Annotated in this window: 16 protein-coding genes and 1 riboswitch; of the genes, 7 read left to right on the top strand and 9 right to left on the bottom strand. The window is 67.2% G+C overall.

Features of this window, described 5'->3' with window-relative positions:
- Positions 1–86: 86 nt before the first annotated feature.
- Positions 87–2,603: a prolyl oligopeptidase family serine peptidase gene (locus tag V3B64_RS18030; protein WP_121504886.1), complete on the bottom strand. Its 2,517-nt coding sequence runs from the start codon at positions 2,601–2,603 to the stop codon at positions 87–89.
- A 120-nt stretch (positions 2,604–2,723) separates the two neighbouring features.
- Positions 2,724–2,807: riboswitch (S-adenosyl-L-homocysteine riboswitch) on the top strand.
- A 36-nt stretch (positions 2,808–2,843) separates the two neighbouring features.
- Between V3B64_RS18030 and ahcY the strand changes: the two genes are divergently transcribed.
- From ahcY to V3B64_RS18015, 3 genes are all read left to right on the top strand, one after another.
- Positions 2,844–4,289, top strand: coding sequence for an adenosylhomocysteinase (ahcY, locus tag V3B64_RS18025; protein WP_014036003.1), 1,446 nt, complete (start codon positions 2,844–2,846; stop codon positions 4,287–4,289).
- 279 nt (positions 4,290–4,568) lie between these two features.
- On the top strand, positions 4,569–5,042 hold the full coding sequence (ybaK, locus tag V3B64_RS18020; protein ID WP_329914630.1) for a Cys-tRNA(Pro) deacylase: 474 nt from the start codon (positions 4,569–4,571) through the stop codon (positions 5,040–5,042).
- Positions 5,042–5,545, top strand: a complete 504-nt coding sequence (locus V3B64_RS18015) for a hypothetical protein (protein WP_049425051.1) — start codon at positions 5,042–5,044, stop codon at positions 5,543–5,545. Before ybaK ends, V3B64_RS18015 begins: the two co-directional genes overlap by 1 nt.
- Here the strand turns inward: V3B64_RS18015 and V3B64_RS18010 are convergent.
- Positions 5,542–6,174 (bottom strand): energy transducer TonB, encoded by a 633-nt coding sequence (locus V3B64_RS18010; RefSeq protein ID WP_329914629.1) that lies wholly within the window; start codon positions 6,172–6,174, stop codon positions 5,542–5,544. The two genes, V3B64_RS18015 and V3B64_RS18010, sit on opposite strands and share 4 nt — an antisense overlap.
- A 91-nt stretch (positions 6,175–6,265) precedes the next feature.
- On the bottom strand, positions 6,266–6,823 hold the full coding sequence (locus V3B64_RS18005; protein ID WP_065722784.1) for a DUF3228 family protein: 558 nt from the start codon (positions 6,821–6,823) through the stop codon (positions 6,266–6,268).
- A gap of 136 nt (positions 6,824–6,959) precedes the next feature.
- Between V3B64_RS18005 and V3B64_RS18000 the strand changes: the two genes are divergently transcribed.
- Positions 6,960–8,477 carry an amidohydrolase family protein gene (locus tag V3B64_RS18000; RefSeq protein WP_329914628.1) on the top strand — a complete coding sequence of 506 codons (1,518 nt, stop codon included), beginning with the start codon at positions 6,960–6,962 and terminating at the stop codon, positions 8,475–8,477.
- Between the two features lie 6 nt (positions 8,478–8,483).
- On the opposite strand, the gene V3B64_RS17995 is transcribed toward V3B64_RS18000, so the two are convergent.
- Genes V3B64_RS17995 through V3B64_RS17985 form a run of 3 tightly spaced genes read right to left on the bottom strand, consistent with a single transcriptional unit; the run spans position 8,484 to position 11,209 of the window.
- Entirely contained in the window at positions 8,484–9,215 is a 732-nt protein-coding gene (locus tag V3B64_RS17995; RefSeq protein ID WP_049399799.1) for a LytTR family DNA-binding domain-containing protein, read from the bottom strand.
- Positions 9,212–10,258: a histidine kinase gene (locus tag V3B64_RS17990; RefSeq protein ID WP_329914627.1), complete on the bottom strand. Its 1,047-nt coding sequence runs from the start codon at positions 10,256–10,258 to the stop codon at positions 9,212–9,214. The genes V3B64_RS17995 and V3B64_RS17990 overlap by 4 nt, the downstream gene beginning before the upstream one ends.
- Positions 10,259–10,282: 24 nt before the next feature.
- Entirely contained in the window at positions 10,283–11,209 is a 927-nt protein-coding gene (locus tag V3B64_RS17985) for an alpha/beta hydrolase (protein WP_329914626.1), read from the bottom strand.
- Between the two features lie 203 nt (positions 11,210–11,412).
- On the opposite strand from V3B64_RS17985, the gene metF reads away from it, so the two are divergent.
- Together metF and V3B64_RS17975 are read left to right on the top strand one after the other, a co-directional pair.
- Positions 11,413–12,240 (top strand): methylenetetrahydrofolate reductase [NAD(P)H], encoded by an 828-nt coding sequence (gene metF / locus V3B64_RS17980; protein ID WP_329914625.1) that lies wholly within the window; start codon positions 11,413–11,415, stop codon positions 12,238–12,240.
- Positions 12,241–12,280: 40 nt separating this feature from the next.
- Positions 12,281–12,865 (top strand): DUF4124 domain-containing protein, encoded by a 585-nt coding sequence (locus V3B64_RS17975; RefSeq protein ID WP_132809205.1) that lies wholly within the window; start codon positions 12,281–12,283, stop codon positions 12,863–12,865.
- A gap of 87 nt (positions 12,866–12,952) precedes the next feature.
- Here V3B64_RS17975 and V3B64_RS17970 read toward each other — a convergent pair whose 3' ends face one another.
- From V3B64_RS17970 to V3B64_RS17960, 3 genes are all read right to left on the bottom strand, one after another.
- On the bottom strand, positions 12,953–13,909 hold the full coding sequence (locus V3B64_RS17970; protein WP_329914624.1) for a Nudix family hydrolase: 957 nt from the start codon (positions 13,907–13,909) through the stop codon (positions 12,953–12,955).
- Positions 13,910–14,022: 113 nt separating this feature from the next.
- A complete protein-coding gene (gene secA, locus V3B64_RS17965) occupies positions 14,023–16,755 on the bottom strand; it encodes a preprotein translocase subunit SecA (RefSeq protein ID WP_032129708.1) in 2,733 nt (910 codons plus the stop codon).
- A 341-nt stretch (positions 16,756–17,096) separates the two neighbouring features.
- On the bottom strand, positions 17,097–18,050 hold the full coding sequence (locus V3B64_RS17960) for a M23 family metallopeptidase (RefSeq protein ID WP_329914623.1): 954 nt from the start codon (positions 18,048–18,050) through the stop codon (positions 17,097–17,099).
- Between the two features lie 12 nt (positions 18,051–18,062).
- Here V3B64_RS17960 and V3B64_RS17955 point away from each other — a divergent pair, with 12 nt between their 5' ends.
- Complete coding sequence (locus V3B64_RS17955; RefSeq protein WP_005408086.1) at positions 18,063–18,512, top strand: DUF721 domain-containing protein; 450 nt, start codon at positions 18,063–18,065, stop codon at positions 18,510–18,512.
- Positions 18,513–18,518 lie beyond the last annotated feature (6 nt).

Below are 18,518 nucleotides of genomic sequence, written 5' to 3'. Positions count from 1 at the left end.
CCGGCCCCGCGCGCCCCCCCGCCCCAGCGCCCCCCCCCCCGCCCCCGCGGCGCCCCCCCCCCCCCCCCCCCCACTACCGGGTCACGTCAGCGCTTCTTCTTCGCCTTGCCCTGCTCGGCCGGGCCGATGGTCTGCTCCAGCCAGCGCTCGCTTTCGGCCAGCATGGTCATGATCGACTCGCGTGCACGGTAGGCATGCGATTCGTTCGGCAGCATCACCAGACGCGCGGTACCACCCAGGCCCTTCACTGCGGCGAACATGCGCTCGCTCTGCATCGGGAACGTGCCGGAGTTGTTGTCGTCCACGCCGTGGATGAAGAGGATCGGATCCTTGATCCTGTCGGCGTAGTTGAACGGCGCCATCTTCTGGTAGACGTCCTGCGCCTGCCAGTAGTTGCGCTCCTCGGCCTGGAAGCCGAACGGCGTGAGCGTGCGGTTGTAGGCGCCGCTGCGCGCGATGCCCGCCTTGAACAGGCGCGTATGCGCCAGCAGGTTGGCGGTCATGAACGCACCGTAGGAATGGCCACCAATGGCGATGTGATCGCGATCGGTCACGCCACGGCGCACCACTTCATCCACGGCTGCCTGCGCGTTGGCCACCAACTGTTCGATGTAGGTGTCGTTCGGCTCCTTGTCGCCCTCGCCGATGATCGGCATCGACGGGCTGGCCAGCACCACATACCCCTTGGCCAGGAACGCCTGCGGGCCCCAGTAGCTGACCGCATTGAAGCGGTACGGCGAATCGGTCACCTGGCTGGCCGCAGCCGCACTCTTGAACTCGCCCGGGTAGGCCCACATCAGCAGCGGCCGCGGGCCGTCGCGCTTCGGGTCGTAGCCCGGCGGCAGCAGCAGGGTCGCGGTCAGGTCGACGCCATCCTTGCGCTTGTAGCGGATCTGCTCCTTCTGCACGCCCTTCAACTGCGGCAGCGGATGCGCGAAGTGGGTCAGCGCACGCGGTGCAGCACCGGCATCGGCCAGCGACTGCACGTAGAAGTTGGCCGGCTCATCCGGGCTCTCGCGGCTCAGCAGCAACGAGCTGGCCTGGTTGTCCAGCAGCGCCACCGGCAGCGCATAGCTCGGCGCCTGCGAGTGGAACAGGCGGGTGGCCTTGCCCGTGGCGACGTCGAAGCGGTCCACGAACGGACGATCGCCTTCCGGCGATGCACCGGCACCGGCCAGATACAGGCTGCTGCCATCGGCGCTGGTCTGCAGCAGCGAGCGGCCGCGGTCGTCGCTGGACAACAGCGGCCGGCCCGGATCGGAATAGCGGTCCTGCCCGTCGCGATCCCACAGCAGGCGCGGCTCGGCGCCGGCATTGTCCGGGGCGATCAGCCAGGTCCTGGTCTTGCGCGTCTTCCACCACGACTCGGTCAGCAGGGCCAGGTCGCCACGGCCCCAGTTGATGCCCACCAGACGGCTGCCGAGCTGGGCCAACGTGACCGGCGGCTTGTCGAACGGCGCAGCCTGCATCAGCACCGCATCGCGCACCTTGGCCTCCCTGTTCGGGTCGCCGCCGTCCTGGGCTTCGGCCCAGACCAGCGTGGCATCGGCATCACCACGCCAGCTGATATCGCGCACGCCGGTCACTTCAGCGTCGTTGCCGGTCGGCAGACCTTCCACCAGCGGACGCACGGCCACGGTGTGCACCAGCTTGCCGCTGGCCCGGTCGATCACTTCAATGCGGCGCGGGAAACTGCTCACCGGCACCACGTAGGAATACGGCCGCTGCACCGGCTGGCGCAGCACGAAGCGGCCATCCGGCGACACCGAGAAGCCCATGAAGATGCCGGCCGCGCCGATCGCGCGGGTGTTGCCATCCAGGCTGACTTCCATCGGCTGGGTGGTGGCGTAGTAATCGAACTGGCGCGCGTCGGCCTCGTTCTTCAGCAGATCCTGGTAGGTACGGATCGACACCACGCCGCCACCCTGGCTGGTCTGCTGCACGGCCGGACCGGTCGGGATGCCATCGGCGGCCGGAGCCGCACCGAGGTTGGCCGGGCGGGTGAACACCACCAGACCGCGGCTGTCCGGCAGCCACTGGTAGCCACTGCCGATCACCGTGTTCAGGCCAGCAACGAGGCGGCGGGCGCTGCCGCCGGCCACGTCCACCAGCCACAGTTCATTGGCGCCACTGGCAGCATCGACCTGGTTGAAGGCCAGCCACTTCTGGTCCGGCGACCACATCACACTGGCGATCGACAGCGTGGCCGGCAGGCCGCTGATCTGCCGTTCCTTGCCGTCGGCCACGTTCATCAGCCACAACTTCTCGCCGAAGCTGAAGCGGCTGTCGGAGAACGTGCGCGGGTTGATGCGAAGGCCGGCCAGCTTCAGCTCCGGCTGCGCCACCACCTGGATCGACGGCAGCGACGGCATCTGCATCATCGCGGCCACGTCGCGGCGCGGCGACAGGTACAGCGAGGGCGCGCGCGGCGCGTCCACCACCGCCTGCAGCGCCGCCGACGGCAGTTCGTAGCCGGTGGCGCCCTGGGCCTGTACCTGGGCGGGCTGCGGGGACGCGGCCCAGGCCAGCGGGGCCACCGCCAGCAATCCCATCGACAGGACCAGGCCGGTCCAGCGCCGTGTGCGGCGCGCGTGCATGCTCATCGTTCCACCTGTGTGATGCGTGAAAACACCGACCTTAACAGGCCGTGCACGTGATCCCACCTGCCGATGGTTGGGTCATCCGGATGTCACGCCGGGGCCGCGATATAATGGGGGTTCTCCCCTGCCGAGGGGCGCTGCGACCGGATCCCATGAGGCCCGGCCAGGCTCGGTAAGGTGGCTTTGTAACAACGGCGCCCGGCTAGATGCGAGCACCCGCTCGCCCACAACCGGAGCACACGAATGAACGCTGTTGCCAAGACCTTCTCCACCGAAGGTGATTACAAGATCCGCGACATCACGCTGGCCGACTGGGGCCGCAAGGAACTGGACATCGCCGAGCACGAAATGCCGGGCCTGATGTCGATCCGCCGCAAGTACCAGGCCGAGCTGCCGCTGAAGGGCGTGCGCGTGACCGGCTCGCTGCACATGACCATCCAGACCGCCGTGCTGATCGAGACCCTGAAGGACATCGGTGCCGACGTGCGCTGGGCCTCGTGCAACATCTTCTCGACCCAGGACCACGCCGCTGCCGCCATCGCCGCCACCGGCACCCCGGTGTTCGCCTGGAAGGGCGAAACCCTGGAAGAGTACTGGGACTGCACCCTGGACGCGCTGACCTTCACCCTGGCCGACGGCACCTTGACCGGCCCGGAGCTGGTGGTCGACGACGGTGGTGACGTGACCCTGCTGATCCACAAGGGCTACGAGCTGGAAAACGGCAGCGACTGGGTCAACACCGCCTCTGCCTCGCACGAAGAACAGGTCATCAAGAACCTGCTCAAGCGCGTCGCCAAGGAGCGCCCTGGTTACTGGGGCCGCGTGGTCAAGGACTGGAAGGGCGTCTCCGAAGAGACCACCACCGGCGTGCACCGCCTGTACCAGCTCGCCCAGGCCGGCACCCTGCTGATCCCGGCGATCAACGTCAACGACTCGGTCACCAAGAGCAAGTTCGACAACCTGTACGGCTGCCGCGAGTCGCTGGCCGATGGCCTGAAGCGCGCGATGGACGTGATGCTGGCCGGCAAGGTGGCCGTGGTCTGCGGCTACGGCGACGTCGGCAAGGGCTGTGCGGCCTCGCTGCGTGCCTACGGCGCGCGCGTCATCGTCACCGAGATCGACCCGATCTGCGCCCTGCAGGCGGCGATGGAAGGCTATGAAGTCAACACCATCGAATCGACCCTGGGCCGTGCCGACCTGTACGTCACCACCACCGGCAACAAGGACATCATCCGCATCGAGCACCTGAGCGCGATGAAGGACCAGGCCATCGTCTGCAACATCGGCCACTTCGACAACGAGATCCAGGTCGATGCGCTGGTGTCGTTCGCCGGCATCAAGCACGTCAACATCAAGCCGCAGGTGGACAAGTACATCTTCCCGAACGGCAACGCGATCTTCCTGCTGGCCGAAGGCCGCCTGGTGAACCTGGGCTGCGCCACCGGCCACCCGAGCTTCGTCATGTCCAACAGCTTCGCCAACCAGACCCTGGCACAGATCGACCTGTGGGCGAACAAGGACAGCTACGAGAAGAAGGTCTACCTGCTGCCGAAGAAGCTGGACGAAGAAGTGGCCCGCCTGCACCTGGAAAAGATCGGCGTGAAGCTGACCACCCTGAGCCAGGAACAGGCCGACTACATCGGCGTGCCGGTGGAAGGCCCGTTCAAGCCGGACCACTACCGCTACTGATGCCTGCGCGGTGCCGGCCAGCGGCCGGCACTACCGGTGCATGCAACACACGGAACGGGCGCCTTCGGGCGCCCGTTCTGCGTTCGCGTGTGGCCGTACACCACGTATCCACGCATGGCGTGGATCTACTGATCGTCCGGCCCCAGTAGATCCGCGCCATGCGTGGATATCCCCCAGCCAACCCACAGTAGATCCACGCCATGCGTGGATGTTCCCCACCGGAGCGGGAACAATAGCCTCGGTCAAGGCAACACCCCTGCCCCGCGCTAGGATGCCCCCATGACTCCGGCCATCAACCTGCTCAAGCGCGAGAAGATCGCCCACACCGTGCGCAGCTACGTGCACGACGCCCACGCCGAATCGTATGGGGGCGAGGCCGTCGACAAGCTCGGCCTCGACCCGGCCCAGGTGTTCAAGACCCTGCTGGCCAGCACCGAGACACACGAGCTGCTGGTGGCGATCGTGCCGGTGGCCGGCCAGCTGGACCTGAAGGCGCTGGCCGAAGCAGCCGGCTGCAAGAAGTGCGAAATGGCCGCGGCCGATGCCGCGCAGCGCGCGACCGGTTACCTGGTCGGTGGCATCAGCCCACTCGGGCAGAAGAAGCGCCTGCGCACCTTCCTGGACGCCAGCGCACTGGCACTGCCCAACCTGCATGTCAGCGCCGGTCGCCGCGGCCTGGAAGTGGAACTGGCGCCGGCCGACCTGCTGCGGCTGACTGCCGGCCACTACGCTGCCATCGGCAAGTCACGCTGATGCGCTGGCCGTGGTCTGCAGCACCGATACCCCGGCTCGACGATGCACAGGCCGATGTGCTGCTGCAGGACCTGTTGTCGCGCGATGCAACGCGCATCACCGATGCCGCGCGTACGGTCGCTCGGCTGTTCAGCGCCTCATCGTTGGACGCGCTGGTCGCGCATGTGGATACGATCGAACGCAGCTGCCAAGGCATCGCCCTTGGCGGCATGCTGATCAGCAACCAGGCGCACCTCAAGGCGGCCCTGCAACGGCTGCGCTACTGGCAGGCACGCGAAGGCTGCCTGTGCGCGCTCTACCCATCCTATGTGTTCTTCAGCCCCGAGCCGCTGCTGGAACAAGGTCACGTGCAGCTGCGTGCACGGGGCGAAGCGGAGGACGGCTGGGGCGAATGCTACCGGCTGACATGCACCTGCTGCGCGCAGCAATGGAGCGCGACCGAGCGCGAATACCACTACACCTGGTGGGAGTGGAAGCCCGAGCCCGCCCTGCAGACGCCTTAGTTGAGCTTGAACGTGACCGTGCCGCGTATCAGGCTCATGCTTGGTGCCTTGCCTGCCGCTTCACGCTCGTAGCGCCAGTCACGCGCGTGCTTGAGCGCCGCCGCATCGAGCAGCGGGTAGCCGCTGGATCGGGACAGGATGATCGCCTGGGTCTTGCCCTGCGCATCCAGCAGCAGCATCAGCTCGACACCTCCCTGCTGGGCCTCGCGCATGGCGGCCGCAGGATACGTCGGGACCGACGAAAGTCGCCGCTGGTGCCAGCCTCCTTCCCGGGCAATCAACGGCGTGCTGGAAGAGAGTGGGCAACGTGCAGGCATCTGCAGGTCGAAGCCTGCAGCCCCTTGCGAAGGCCAGGTGGTGGCTGGCGCACCACAGGCGATCGCCGACACGCTCTGCAGCAACGACTGCTGACGCGAAAGCGCTGCAGCGTCATCCGCTTCCACATGGAACGTGCAGCGCCCCGACGTTGCCTGCGCCTGCAGTGAACCCACGCCGGCATCGCGGATCGGCGTCACGTCGGACAAAGCACCACAGGCAGCGCCTGCATCGTATTTTGCTGCAGAGCCCTCACACGCGGCCAGCAGGCCTGCGGCGACCCATGCGAACGGCATCCAACTGCGAACATCCATCCCTGTGCTCCCTGCGTTGATCCACCGCCATGGTAGCGCCCCGCTGCAATCTTCCCTGTTCACATGCCGACTGTCCGGCCGCAGCGTGGGCTCACGGCCGCCAGTTGGCGTTGTTCTCCCAGAACGCGACGGAGCGCTGGTAAGCCTCGCGATCCAGCGGCACACCGGAACCGCCCTCCTCCACGCCCAGTGCATTGCGCATCATGGTGATCGGCGCCATCGGTACTTCTTCGGGTTCGGCGGTGTAGATACAGCCGACGATGCCCCAGTCGGCCTCGATCGGTGAACCCTCCTTCGCCAGCTGCCCGGCGCTGTACAGGATCACCACCAGATAATTCGCGCGCGGCGACTCCACGCCCTCGAACCAGCGCACCAGCACCGGCAGTTCCTCGCGGTTGCGCGCCTCATAGCCGCTGCGCAGCTGGTGGCGGTTGGCGTCGGTGACCGGCACCGTCAGGCAACGCGTGCTGGTCCAGTTCTCGTAGACGAACAGCTTGCAGAACGGGGCGTAGCCGTCGAGCACCTTCAGCGGCGCGTGCGCATTGAGGTGTGCCTCGAACTGCTCGGCAGTACAGTCCTGGATGGTGTTGCCACGCGGCACGCGCGGGAACAGGCGGGGACGGGCGAAATCGGTGAGGACGATGGACATGGCGTGGCGTGGTCAGGAGTTCCACCGCACAGGGTAACCGCCCCGGAGGCAGGCAGGGTCGGATGCCGATGGTCACTGGCGCCCGCGTCCGGCTTGCAGCACCCTGCGGGCGACCCAATGCAAGGATCGCCGGCTCATGGATGTAGCACGCGCGTTGCCCCGTTCCGCCCACCGTCGGCGATGGCAGATCGTCCTGACCATCCTGCTGCTGGCGCCGCCATTGCTGTTCGCCGCCGCTCTGCTCTGGCCGCTGTCGGCACCGCCGTTGCCCGAGCCGGGCAACAGCCGCATGATCGTCAACGCGCGGGTGGTGGACGTCGCGCGCGGCCAGGTCAGTGAACCCACCACGGTCACCATCCGCAACGGCACGATCACCGCCGTCGGCGAAGGCATTGCCGATGCAGCGTTGCCGGTCTTCGACGCCGGCGGCCGCTGGCTGCTGCCCGGCTTCTGGGACATGCACACCCACGCCCTGCAGCTGTCGCCGCAGCTGCAGTTCCCGCTGATGCTGGCCAATGGCATCACCGGCACCCGCGACATGATGGACTGCCCGCAGGCTACCGATCCGCTGATCGCCTGCGTGGCCGACAAGCGCCGCTGGACCGCACAGGCCGTTGCCGGCCAGCAGGTCGCACCGCGCTTCGTGCAGATCGCCAGCTTCTATTTCGAAGATCCAGCGTTGGCGCCGGACACCGCGGCACAGCGTGCGCGCACGTACAGCGCGCGCGGTGTCGACGCGTTGAAGGCCTACAACCGGTTGCGTGCGGATACCTACCAGCGGCTGGCCAGCGAAGCGCGGCACCTGCATCGCCCGCTGGTCGGCCACCTGCCCAGGGCGGTTCCGCTGGAGGACGCGCTTCAGGCAGGCCAGCGCAGTTTCGAGCATGCGCACCTGTTCGTGCGTCATTGCTTCGACAACGCCGCCGCGTGGCGCGGCGGTACGCTGGATGGCGAAGATCCGACCGCACTGGCCGAACGCATGGTCGGTGGCTACCAGCCTTCCGTGTGCAATGAGGCGTTCGGCTTGATGCAGGCCAGCGGCGCCGCGTTCGTACCCACCCATGTCACCCGCGAAGAGGATGCGCGTGCGCGCGACCCCGCCTTCATCAACGATCCACGTCTGGCCTATCTCGATCCACTTTCGCGCTGGGCATGGCGCGATGATCTGACGGCCACCACCGAACGCTATCCTGGCCTGCGCGGCGAAGACGCGTTGAAGGCGTACTTCGAGCATGGACTGGCCCTCACCGGTGCCGCGCACCGTGCCGGCGTCAGCGTGCTGGTCGGCACCGATACCGGGCTGGGTGGCTTCCGCTATCACGAGGAACTGCAGTGGCTGCGGCAGGCAGGCCTGAGCCAGGCCGACGTGCTGCGCGCGGCAACGCTGCACGCGGCGCGTCATCTGGAGCTGCAGGCATCGCATGGCAGTGTCGAGGTCGGCAAAGCCGCCGACCTGGTATTGCTCGACGGCAACCCGCTGCAGGACACCGCCAACACCCGTCGTGTGCACGCGGTGCTGCTGGCCGGGCACCTCTACGACCGCTCGCGGCTGGATGCACTGCTCGCCTACACCCGCGCGCAGGCACGTTCACCGGCGGTGATGGCGCGCCTGCTGTGGGGCTTCATCACCAGCCCGGTCAGTGCCGAGCTGTAGCGGCAGCTACAACGCCATCCGTTCACGCAGCTCCCGCGCCTGCCGCCGCGACACTTCCACCTCGCTGCCATCATCCAGCGCCAGGTCATAGCCGTCGCCGATGCTGGGCGACACCCCACGGATACGGCGCAGGTTGACCAGTGTGTTGCGGTTGGCGCGGAAGAACAGATCCGGCGGCAGGCGTGCCTCCAGCGCGCTCAGGCTGCGGGTCAACAGGGCGTTCTGGTCGCGGAACCACAGCCGCGTGTAGTTGCCATCCACCACCAGCCGGCGGATCTCCGAGACCGCGACGAACCAGCAGCGTTCGCCCTCGCGCACGAACACCTGGTCCTGCGCGCCCAGCGTGCTGCGCGGCTCCGGCGTTTCGCCCGCCACCACCTCGCGCTGGCGCGCCCGCTGCAACGCTTCCAGCAAGCGCGGTGCCTCGACCGGCTTCACCAGATAGTCCAGCGCATTGGCCTGGAACGCGCGCACCGCGTAGGTGTCGTAGGCAGTAACGAAGATCACCGCCGGCACCGTCTCCAGCCCATCCAGCACATCGAAGCCACTGCCGGAGGGCATCTGCACATCCAGCAGCACCAGGTCCGGCGCCAGTGTGGCGATCGCCTCGCGCGCGGCCGGCACATCGTCGGCCTCGCCCACGCACTGCACCCACGGCAGCGCCGACAACAGCGTGCGCAGCTCCTGCCGCGCCAGCCGCGCATCATCAACGATCAATACGCGCAGCACGCCACTCATTGCGGAATCTCCAGCAGGGCCTGCATGCGGTCGCCGACCGGCTGCAGGGTGAAACGACCTTGCGTACCGAGCTGCGCACGCAGGTAGGCCAGGCCGACGCCATGCCCAGGGGTGGGCTCGTTGGCGCTGCCCAGCGGATTGTCCACCTGCAGGCGCAGCACGTCATTGTCCAGCGTGGCACGGATCTGCACCTCGCCGCCGCCGGGGCGGCTGGCGATGCCGTGCTTGATCGCGTTCTCCACCAGCAGCTGCAACGCCATCGCAGGCAGCTGCGCCTGCATGGCATCGGCATCGATCTGCTGCCGCACCTGCAGGCGCTGCTCGAAGTGGATCGCCTCGATGGCCAGATAGTCGTCGACCACCGCCAGTTCCTCGGCCAGCGTGACCTGCTCGCTGCGGTTGTGCGCCAGCGCCTGGCGCAGCGTGCGCGACAGGCGGGTGACCATGTCGCGCGCACGCTCAGGATCTTCCAGGATCAGCGCACGCAGGTTGTTCAGCGCATTGAACATGAAGTGCGGGTTGAGCCGCGCACGCAGCGCATCGCGTTCCAGCGCAATGCGCCCGGCTTCGGCGCGCAGGCGGGCCAGTTCCGCCCCGCGTATCCGGCGCAGGCTGTGCAGGCTTGCCCAAAGCGCTGCCCACAGGGCCAGCATCACCGCAGTGGTGTACCAGTAGAGCAGCAGCGCCTTGGGGCTGAAGTCGGCCGTCTGCCGCCCCAGGCTCACCCAGTTCCAGGCCAGCGCCGAGTGCAGCGCGATGTTCACCAGCAGCTGCGCCACTGCCGCGCCCAATGCCACCGACAGCGCCAGCCGCAGCAACAGCCCGGCCGTTCCGCGCGCCCACCAGTCTGCACGCAGCGCCAGCGCGCGGATGGCACCGCTGCATCCGAACAGGGCCAACGCCAGGCCCAGCGTGATCAACACGCCTGCGCTTCCGGCATCGCTGAAATAGGCTTGGCGCAGGCCGATTCCGGCAACGCCATAGAGCGCCCATACCAGCGCATTGAGCAGCCAGAAGCGTACCGTCGAGGAGGAATCCGGCATGTCCATTCCGAGGCGTGTTGAAACTCAGTGGTGGCGGTCGAGGAAGGCCTGCACCTGTTCCTGCAACCAGCGCGGATCATCCCACATCAGGAAGTGGAAACCCTGCGCGCTCATCGCGATCTGTACGCCCTGCAGTTTCGCGTACTGGGCCTGGAACACCGCCCGGGTGCCGGCCTCGGTGCCGCCCATCGGCTGGTAGCCGGCCCAGCTGCCCAGCACCAGCGTCGGTGCGGCGATCGAGGCGATGCTGTCACGCAGGTCAGTGGTCATCACCGCATGCATGGCATCGGCCGTGGTCTGGCGGTCGCTGTCTTCGCCCCAGCGGCCCAGTTCGGCCTGGCGCTGCGGATCGCGGGTCATGCCCGGCAGGCCCGCCTTCAACTGCGCCTGCCATTGCGCGGCGTCGGCGGCCAGCATGCCCTTGCGCAGCTGGTCGGCCACCGGCCGCACGCTGTCAGCGGTGGCCTTCGGGTCACGCGCGGCCGGCAGGAATGGCAGGGCGTCAACCACCACCAGCGCGCTGACCGCCTTCGGCTCGGCCTGCGCCATCTGCAGGCCCAGCAGGCCACCGAGGCTGTGGCCAACCACCACCACCGGCCCCAGATGCTGGTCATGCAGGTAGGCCAGCAGCTGCCCGCGCATCGCCGGCAGGAACTCGACCGGGCGCGGATCGGCCGCGAGCGCACCGGCAAAGCCGGGCAGCTGCACCAGATGGCACTGCACATCCTTCAGGGCCAGGCAGGTCTCGCGCCACACCTCGGCGCTGCTGTTGAGGCCGGGAATCATCAGCAGCGGGCGGCCCTTGCCGACCACCTCGACCTGCACCTTGCCCGCCGCCGGGGCGCTGGCGGCGTGCGCCGAGCCAGAGCCGAGCACGGCCATCGCCATGCCGATCATCGCCAGCCGGACCAGGGCCTTCATTGCATACCAGAGTGCCAGGAAGATCTTCATCGTCTGCTCCTTCGTCAGGTGGGTGGTGCCGGAATGGGCTCAGCGTGCCGCCGGCCACGGCACCCGGGGGGCGATTTCGGAGCAGCGGCCGATCGCCGGGGCGAACGGTCGCAGGCGGCTGATGATGTACGCCCGCAGAAATTGACAACATCCATCTTGATGAAGCGATATACTGATCCACACCCGCCGCTGCCGCCCGTGCCATGACCGCCATCAGCTTCGAGTTCTATCCGCCCAAGACCGACGAACAGCGCAGCCAGCTGGACCGCGCCGCGGCCAGGCTGAAGGACTACGGTCCCGAGTACGTGTCGTGTACCTTCGGCGCCGGTGGCTCGACCCTGAGCTATACCTCCGAGACCGTGCGCCACCTCAACCAGCACCATGGCTTCGATGCCGCACCGCATCTGTCCTGCGTCGGCGGCACCCGTCAGGAAATCCGCGAGCTGCTCAAGCTGTATCGCGCCATCGGCTGCCGCCGCCTGGTCGCGCTGCGCGGCGATCTGCCGTCGGGCATGGGTTTCCCCGGTGACATGCGCTATGCCGCCGAACTGATCGACTTCATCCGCGCCGAGCACGGCGATGCGTTCCATATCGAAGTGGGCGCGTACCCCGAAACGCACCCGCAGGCTTCCGACGCACTGGCCGACCTGAAGCATTTCAAGGCCAAGATCGACGCCGGTGCCGATGCGGCGATCACCCAGTACTTCTTCAACCCCGATGCCTACTTCCATTTCGTCGACGAAGTGCGGCGGCTGGGCGTGCAGGTACCGATCACGCCCGGCATCATGCCGATCGCCAACTTCAGCCAGCTGCGCCGCTTCTCCGAACAGTGCGGTGCGGAGATCCCGCGCTGGATCAGCCGCAAGATGCAGGCCTATGGCGATGATGCAGAGTCGGTGCGTGCATTCGGCACTGAAGTGGTGGCCAAGCTGTGCCAGCACCTGATCGAAGGCGGCGCACCCGGCCTGCACTTCTACACCTTGAACCTGGCCAAGCCGACCACTTCGGTGCTGAAGCTGCTGCAGGGCTGAAAGCACGGCGCGCAAGCGTGATCGGCGCTACCCTGCGAGGATGATCCGGCTTTCCTTCCTGCTGTTGCTGCTGCCGCTGTGCGTTCTGTCGAGCGCCGCCCACGCACAGTCCACGCGCCTGAACCGCTGCACCGATGCCCAGGGCCAAAGCGTCTACACCGACCGGCCCTGCGACAGCCTGGGCGCGCGGTCGCGGTTGCCACCGCCTGCGCCCGCCGGCAACACCCTGCAGCGCGACACCCTGGGGGCACGCTGCCCGCGGCGGCTGAGTGAACTGGTGGACGCGCTGCGCGTCGGCATCGTCAGCAACGATGTGAATCGGCTGTCCTCACTGTATCTGTGGGGCGCGGTTTCCGATGCGGGCGCGCAGCGCATCCTCGGCCAGCTGGAATCCTTGGCGCGGCGGCCCCTGGTGGACGTGGTGCCGGTGTATCCGTCACAGGCGCTGCCGCAATCGCAGGATGAGGATCAGAGCCCTGCCGCGTTGGGATCCGACCCTGTGGCCTCTGTGGCGCGGCATCCCATCGGCCTGCGCCTGGAGCAGACCCTGCCCGGCAGCGCGTCGCGCGCTTCGACGGTGCTGGGGTTGCGACGGCAATACGGGTGTTTCTGGATCACGCTGTGATCGCGAGCATCCATCCACGCATGGCGTGGATCTACTGCCTCCATCCCACACGGTAGCGCCGGGCCATGCCCGGCGAGCGAAGCAGCTTTACTCCGGCCACAGCGCGCGGATGGCGGCGATGCCCTGCCCACCATGGCGACGCGCTTCGGCGATGTGACCGCGGCCCATGCCGCCCAAGGCGTAGATTGGCAGTGACACCTGCGCGCGCAGCTCGGCGAACGCGTTCCAGCCCAGCGGCACGGCATCGGGATGACTGGCCGTGGCCTGCACCGGGCCCAGCACGGCGAAGTCGCAGCCCAACCGCTGTGCGGCCTGCAGCTGCTGCAGGTCATGGCAGGACGCGGCCACCAGCTGGCCTTCGGGCAGCGGACGCTGCGACAACTCCAGCAGCTGCTCGCTGCCCAGGTGCACCCCAACGCCCAGTACGCGCGCGCGTTCGATATCGCGGTTGAGCAGCCACTGCACCCCGCTGCGACGATGCGTGCGCACGGCCTGTTCGACCATCGCCTGGCGCTGCGGATGTGCCGTCGGCAACCGCAGCTGGATGCGCTGCTGGCCCGCCGCCACCGCGCGCTGCAGCTGCTCATGCCAGTGCTGCACGCCGTCGGCGTCATCGGACGGCGCCGGGGTGATCAGGTAGCTGTCGGGTTGGCGCAGCGCGGCCACCACCGGCAGATCGGCCGGTGGCATCGAATAGCGACCAAGTTTATCCGGCGCCACCCAGGTAATGGCCTGGCCCTCGCGGCCACGTGGCGTCCCCTTCCAGCTGCGCACGTGGCGCACTTCCAGGGTCAGGTGCTTGTCCGGGTAGCGCTGCGGCACATCCATCAGCCATTCGCCGACATCGGCTTCGATGCCCAGTTCCTCGCGCAGCTCGCGAACCAACGCCTGCTCGGAGGTCTCGCCGGATTCGCGCTTGCCGCCGGGGAACTCCCACAGGCCGGCCATGTCGCGGTTCTCGGTACGACGGTTGAGCAGCACGCGGCCACGGGCGTCGGTGATGACGGCGGCCACGACGTGGATCGATCGGGTGGGGGGAGCCATGGGGGAAGCATGCCCAGAACAGGGCGGCCCGCGCAATCTCGGATCGGGCCGGATCAGCCCCACGAAACAGCCGCCATGAAAAAAGAGCCCCGCTTTCGCGGGGCTCTTCGGGGTCAGCTCAGCTGGCCGTGGCAGTGCTTGTACTTTTTGCCACTGCCGCACGGGCATGGATCGTTGCGGCCGATCTTCGGCTCATCGCGCTGCGCCTGTGCAATGCCCTGCTGGGCAGCCTGCACCTGCGCGGCTTCCTCGTCGGCGCTGTAGCCGCCCACGTCCTGGTGCTGGAACTGCGACTGGCTCAGGCGCGCTTCGGCCTGCTGGCGTTCGGCTGCTTCCAGCGCCTGCACTTCCTCGTCGCTGCGGATGCGCACGCGCGACAGCAGGGTCACCACTTCGCGCTTGACGTTCTCCAGCATGTCCGAGAACAGCTCGAAGGCTTCCTTCTTGTACTCCTGCTTCGGCTGCTTCTGCGCGTAACCACGCAGGTAGATGCCCTGGCGCAGGTAGTCCATGCGCGCCAGGTGCTCCTTCCAGCTCTGGTCCAGCACGGTCAGCATCACGTGCTTCTCCAGCGCGCGCATGGTTTCCTCACCGACACCGGCTTCCTTCTCGGCAAAGTGCTGGTTGACGCGCTCCTGCACCTTGGCGGCGATGGCTTCGGCGTCCAGCTCTTCGTGCGACTTGACCAGGTCGGTCAGCGACATCTGCAGGCCGAAGTCCGACTCCAGGGTCGCTTCCAGGCCACGCAGGTCCCACTGCTCGTCGATCGAGTTCGGCGGCACGAAGCGGGCCACCACGTCGAAGATCACGTCGTCGCGGATGCCGTCGACGTTGTCCTTCACCGACTCGGCGTCCAGCAGTTCATCGCGCTGTGCGTAGATCACCTTGCGCTGGTCGTTGTTGACGTCGTCGAAGTCCAGCAGGTTCTTGCGGATGTCGAAGTTGTGGGCCTCGACCTTGCGCTGCGCCTTCTCGATCTGGCGGCTGACCAGGCGGTCTTCGATGACGTCGTCTTCCTTCATGCCCATCATGCGCATGGCCTTCTGCACCCAGTCGGAGGCGAAGATGCGCATCAGGTTGTCTTCCAGCGACAGGTAGAAGCGGGACGAACCCGGGTCACCCTGGCGGCCCGAACGGCCGCGCAGCTGGTTGTCGATACGGCGCGATTCATGGCGCTCGGTACCGACGATGTGCAGGCCGCCGGCAGCCTTGACGGCCTCGTGGCGCTTCTGCCAATCGGCCTTGACCGCGGCCTTCTGTTCGTCGGTCGCGCCTTCGCCCAGCTCATGGATTTCCGCTTCCAGCGAACCGCCCAGCACGATGTCGGTACCACGACCGGCCATGTTGGTGGCGATGGTGACCGCGGCCGGACGACCGGCATTGGCGACGATGGTCGCTTCGCGGTCATGCTGCTTGGCGTTGAGCACTTCGTGCTTCACGCCGGCCTTGCGCAGGTGCTCGGACAGCATTTCCGAGGTTTCGATCGAGGTGGTACCCACCAGCACCGGCTGGCCACGCTTGGCGCACTCTTCGATGTCGGCCAGCACCGCATTGAACTTGCCCTTGCGGTTCAGGAACACCTGGTCCGGGCTGTCCTTGCGGATGGTCGGGCGGTTGGTCGGGATCACCACCACTTCCAGGCCGTAGATGCTCTGGAACTCGAAGGCTTCGGTATCGGCCGTACCGGTCATGCCGGACAGCTTCTTGTACATGCGGAACAGGTTCTGGAAGGTGATGCTCGCCAGCGTCTGGTTCTCGCGCTGGACCGGCACGCCTTCCTTCGCTTCCACCGCCTGGTGCAGGCCATCGGACCAACGGCGGCCGGACAGGGTGCGGCCAGTGAACTCATCGACGATGACCACTTCGCCATCGCGCACGATGTAGTCCACGTCACGCTGGTAGATCGCGTGCGCGCGCAGCGCGGCGTTGAGGTGGTGGACCACGGTCAGGTTCTGCGGCGCGTACAGGCCTTCGGTCTCGCCGTCGAGGATGCCGGCCTCGACCAGCAGCTGCTCGGCGTGCTCCATGCCCGCTTCGGACAGGTGCACCTGCTTGCCCTTCTCATCGACCCAGAAGTCGCCTTCGCCGTCTTCCGCTTCCTGCTTGACCAGGTTCGGTACGACGCGGTTGACGCGGATGTACAGCTCTGGGGAGTCGTCGGCCGGGCCGGAGATGATCAGCGGGGTACGCGCTTCGTCGATCAGGATGGAGTCGACTTCGTCGACGATGGCGTAGTGCAGGCCGCGCTGGTAGCGGTCGGCCTTGGACAGCGCCATGTTGTCGCGCAGGTAGTCGAAGCCGAATTCGTTGTTGGTGCCGTAGGTGATGTCCGAGGCGTAGGCTTCGCGCTTGTCGCTGTGCGGCATGCCCGGGTACACCACGCCCACGCTCAGGCCCAGCCAGTTGTACAGCTTGCCCATCTGCGCGGCGTCGCGGCGGGCCAGGTAGTCGTTCACGGTGACCACGTGCACGCCCTTGCCTTCCAGCGCGTTGAGGTACACCGGCAGGGTCGCCACCAGGGTCTTGCCTTCACCGGTGCGCATTTCTGCGATCTTGCCCAGGTGAAGCACCATGCCGCCGATCAGCTGCACGTCGTAGTGGCGCATGCCCAGCACGCGGCGACCGGCTTCGCGGCAGACCGCGAACGCTTCCGGCAGCACCTTGTCCAGGGCTTCACCGTCGGCGATGCGCTGCTTGAACTCCGGCGTCTTGGCCTGAAGCTGCTCGTCGGAAAGCTTCTCGATCTCCGGCTCCAGCGCATTGATCTTGGCGACGATGCGGTTGAGCTGGCGCAGCTGTCGTTCGTTACGACTGCCAAATACGCGGGTAAGCAGGCTGTTGATCATTGAAGGAACCGGGTTGGATGGACACGACGCCCGGCCTCCCCCTTGGGATCCGTCCGCCGCAAACGAAACAGGGCGCCTGGCGCCCTGTCGATGGCAACACCCATTGTAGCTTGGGACGGCCGCAAGGGGTTTCAACCCTTTGGCGGCAATGGCATCCGAACACTCCCGGTAGTGCCGGCCGCTGGCCGGGTACGCGTCAGCGCATGCGCGCTGGCGCTCCCACGCTTCGCTGCGCGAACCGTGGGCCCCACTTACCTCGCCTCCACACCCCCGCGCCTACGGCGCTGCCCCCGTACTCCGGGGGCGGTAGTGCCGACGGCAGCCGGCACCCCAATGGGGCATCAGCCGCGGCTGACGCGGCCGACCGGCGTGTTGCCGCCGTCGCCGAGGAACTTGCGCGGGTTGACCACGTTGCCGTTCTCCCACACCTCGAAGTGCACGTGGGCGCCGGTCGAACGACCGGTGGAACCGGCCTTGGCCACTTCCTGCCCGGCACGGACCAGGTCGCCGACCTTCACCACCAGGCGCGAATTGTGCGCGTAGCGGGTGACGTAGCCGTTACCGTGGTCGACGTCGACCACGTTGCCGTAGCCGCCCTTCACGCCGGAGAAGCTGACCACGCCTTCGGCCACGGCCATCACCGGGTCACCGACCCTGGCGTGGAAGTCCATGCCCTTGTGGGTGGCGGCACCGCGGCCGAACGGGTCGGCACGGGTGCCGAAACCGGAGGTCACGTAGCTGTTGCGGATCGGCATGCGCGACGGCACGGCGTTCTGCTGCAGCTGGTGGTCGAACATCAGCGATTCCATCACCGACAACTGGCGGCCTGAAGCAGCGAAGCGCTGCTCCAGCACCTGTAAGTCGGCGTTGACGTCCTTGACCGGGATGTCGCTGGTCGGGCCGCCGGCGTCGCCGTCACCGAGACCGGGGGTCTCGTTGAAGTCGAACTCGCCGTCTTCCAGCTTGCCCATCTGGGTCAGCCGTTCGCCAAGGGCGTTGAGGCGGGTGGCCTGGGCCTGCAGCTCGCCGAGGCGGGCCGCCAGCGCGTTGACCTGGGTCTGCGCATCGCGCTTGACCTTGGCCAGCTCCGCATCCTGGCGCTCGACCTTGGCCTGCAGCCGGGAATCATTGAGCGCGCTGGCGCCAATGCCGCCGGCAAGGCCGATAATGCAGCCTACCCCGAGCACGCTGCCCAGCAGGGCGCGGGGGCGGTCCTCGAAATAGAACCGCAGACGCGCGATCGGCGATTTGGCCTGCCCTTCACGCGTTTTGATTACGATCTTTTTGAATGCCATCAGTGAGTTTTCATGTCTGAGCCGAAATCCAGCGTTCGCCCCGCGTCAGTGCCGAAGCCGGCGCTGGATGCGGTGATGGCGGACAAAAGCGGGAACCCGCTGCGGCGTGCCTTGTGGCTCGACGCGCTGGACCGTCAGTTGCGCCCCCAGTTGCCGCCACCTCTGCGCAGCCGTTGCCGGCTGGCCAATGTGGACGGGGAACACCTCGTTTTTCTCGTCGAGTCCCCGGTCTGGCATGCCAAGTTGCGGCTTGCCGAAGCCCAGTTGCTCGACGCGGCCCGTTCCATCGGGCTGAAGGCCACCAGGGTGACCATCAAGACTGCGTCTCCCACTCCCACGCGCTCCCCAGCGCTCGACAACCGGAATGGACCCCACGCAGTTTCAGCCGCCACGCACAAAGGGCTACGCGACGCCTTGGCTTGCCTGCAGGACGTTCCCTCGAAGCCGAAGAAGCGGTCCTGACGACAA

It is taken from the genome of Stenotrophomonas sp. SMYL86 (assembly GCF_036320025.1).
In the GTDB taxonomy this organism is placed as follows: Bacteria; Pseudomonadota; Gammaproteobacteria; order Xanthomonadales; family Xanthomonadaceae; genus Stenotrophomonas; species Stenotrophomonas maltophilia_A.
Note: the sequence above shows the minus strand (reverse complement) of the source record. Positions and strands in the feature narration are given on the sequence as shown.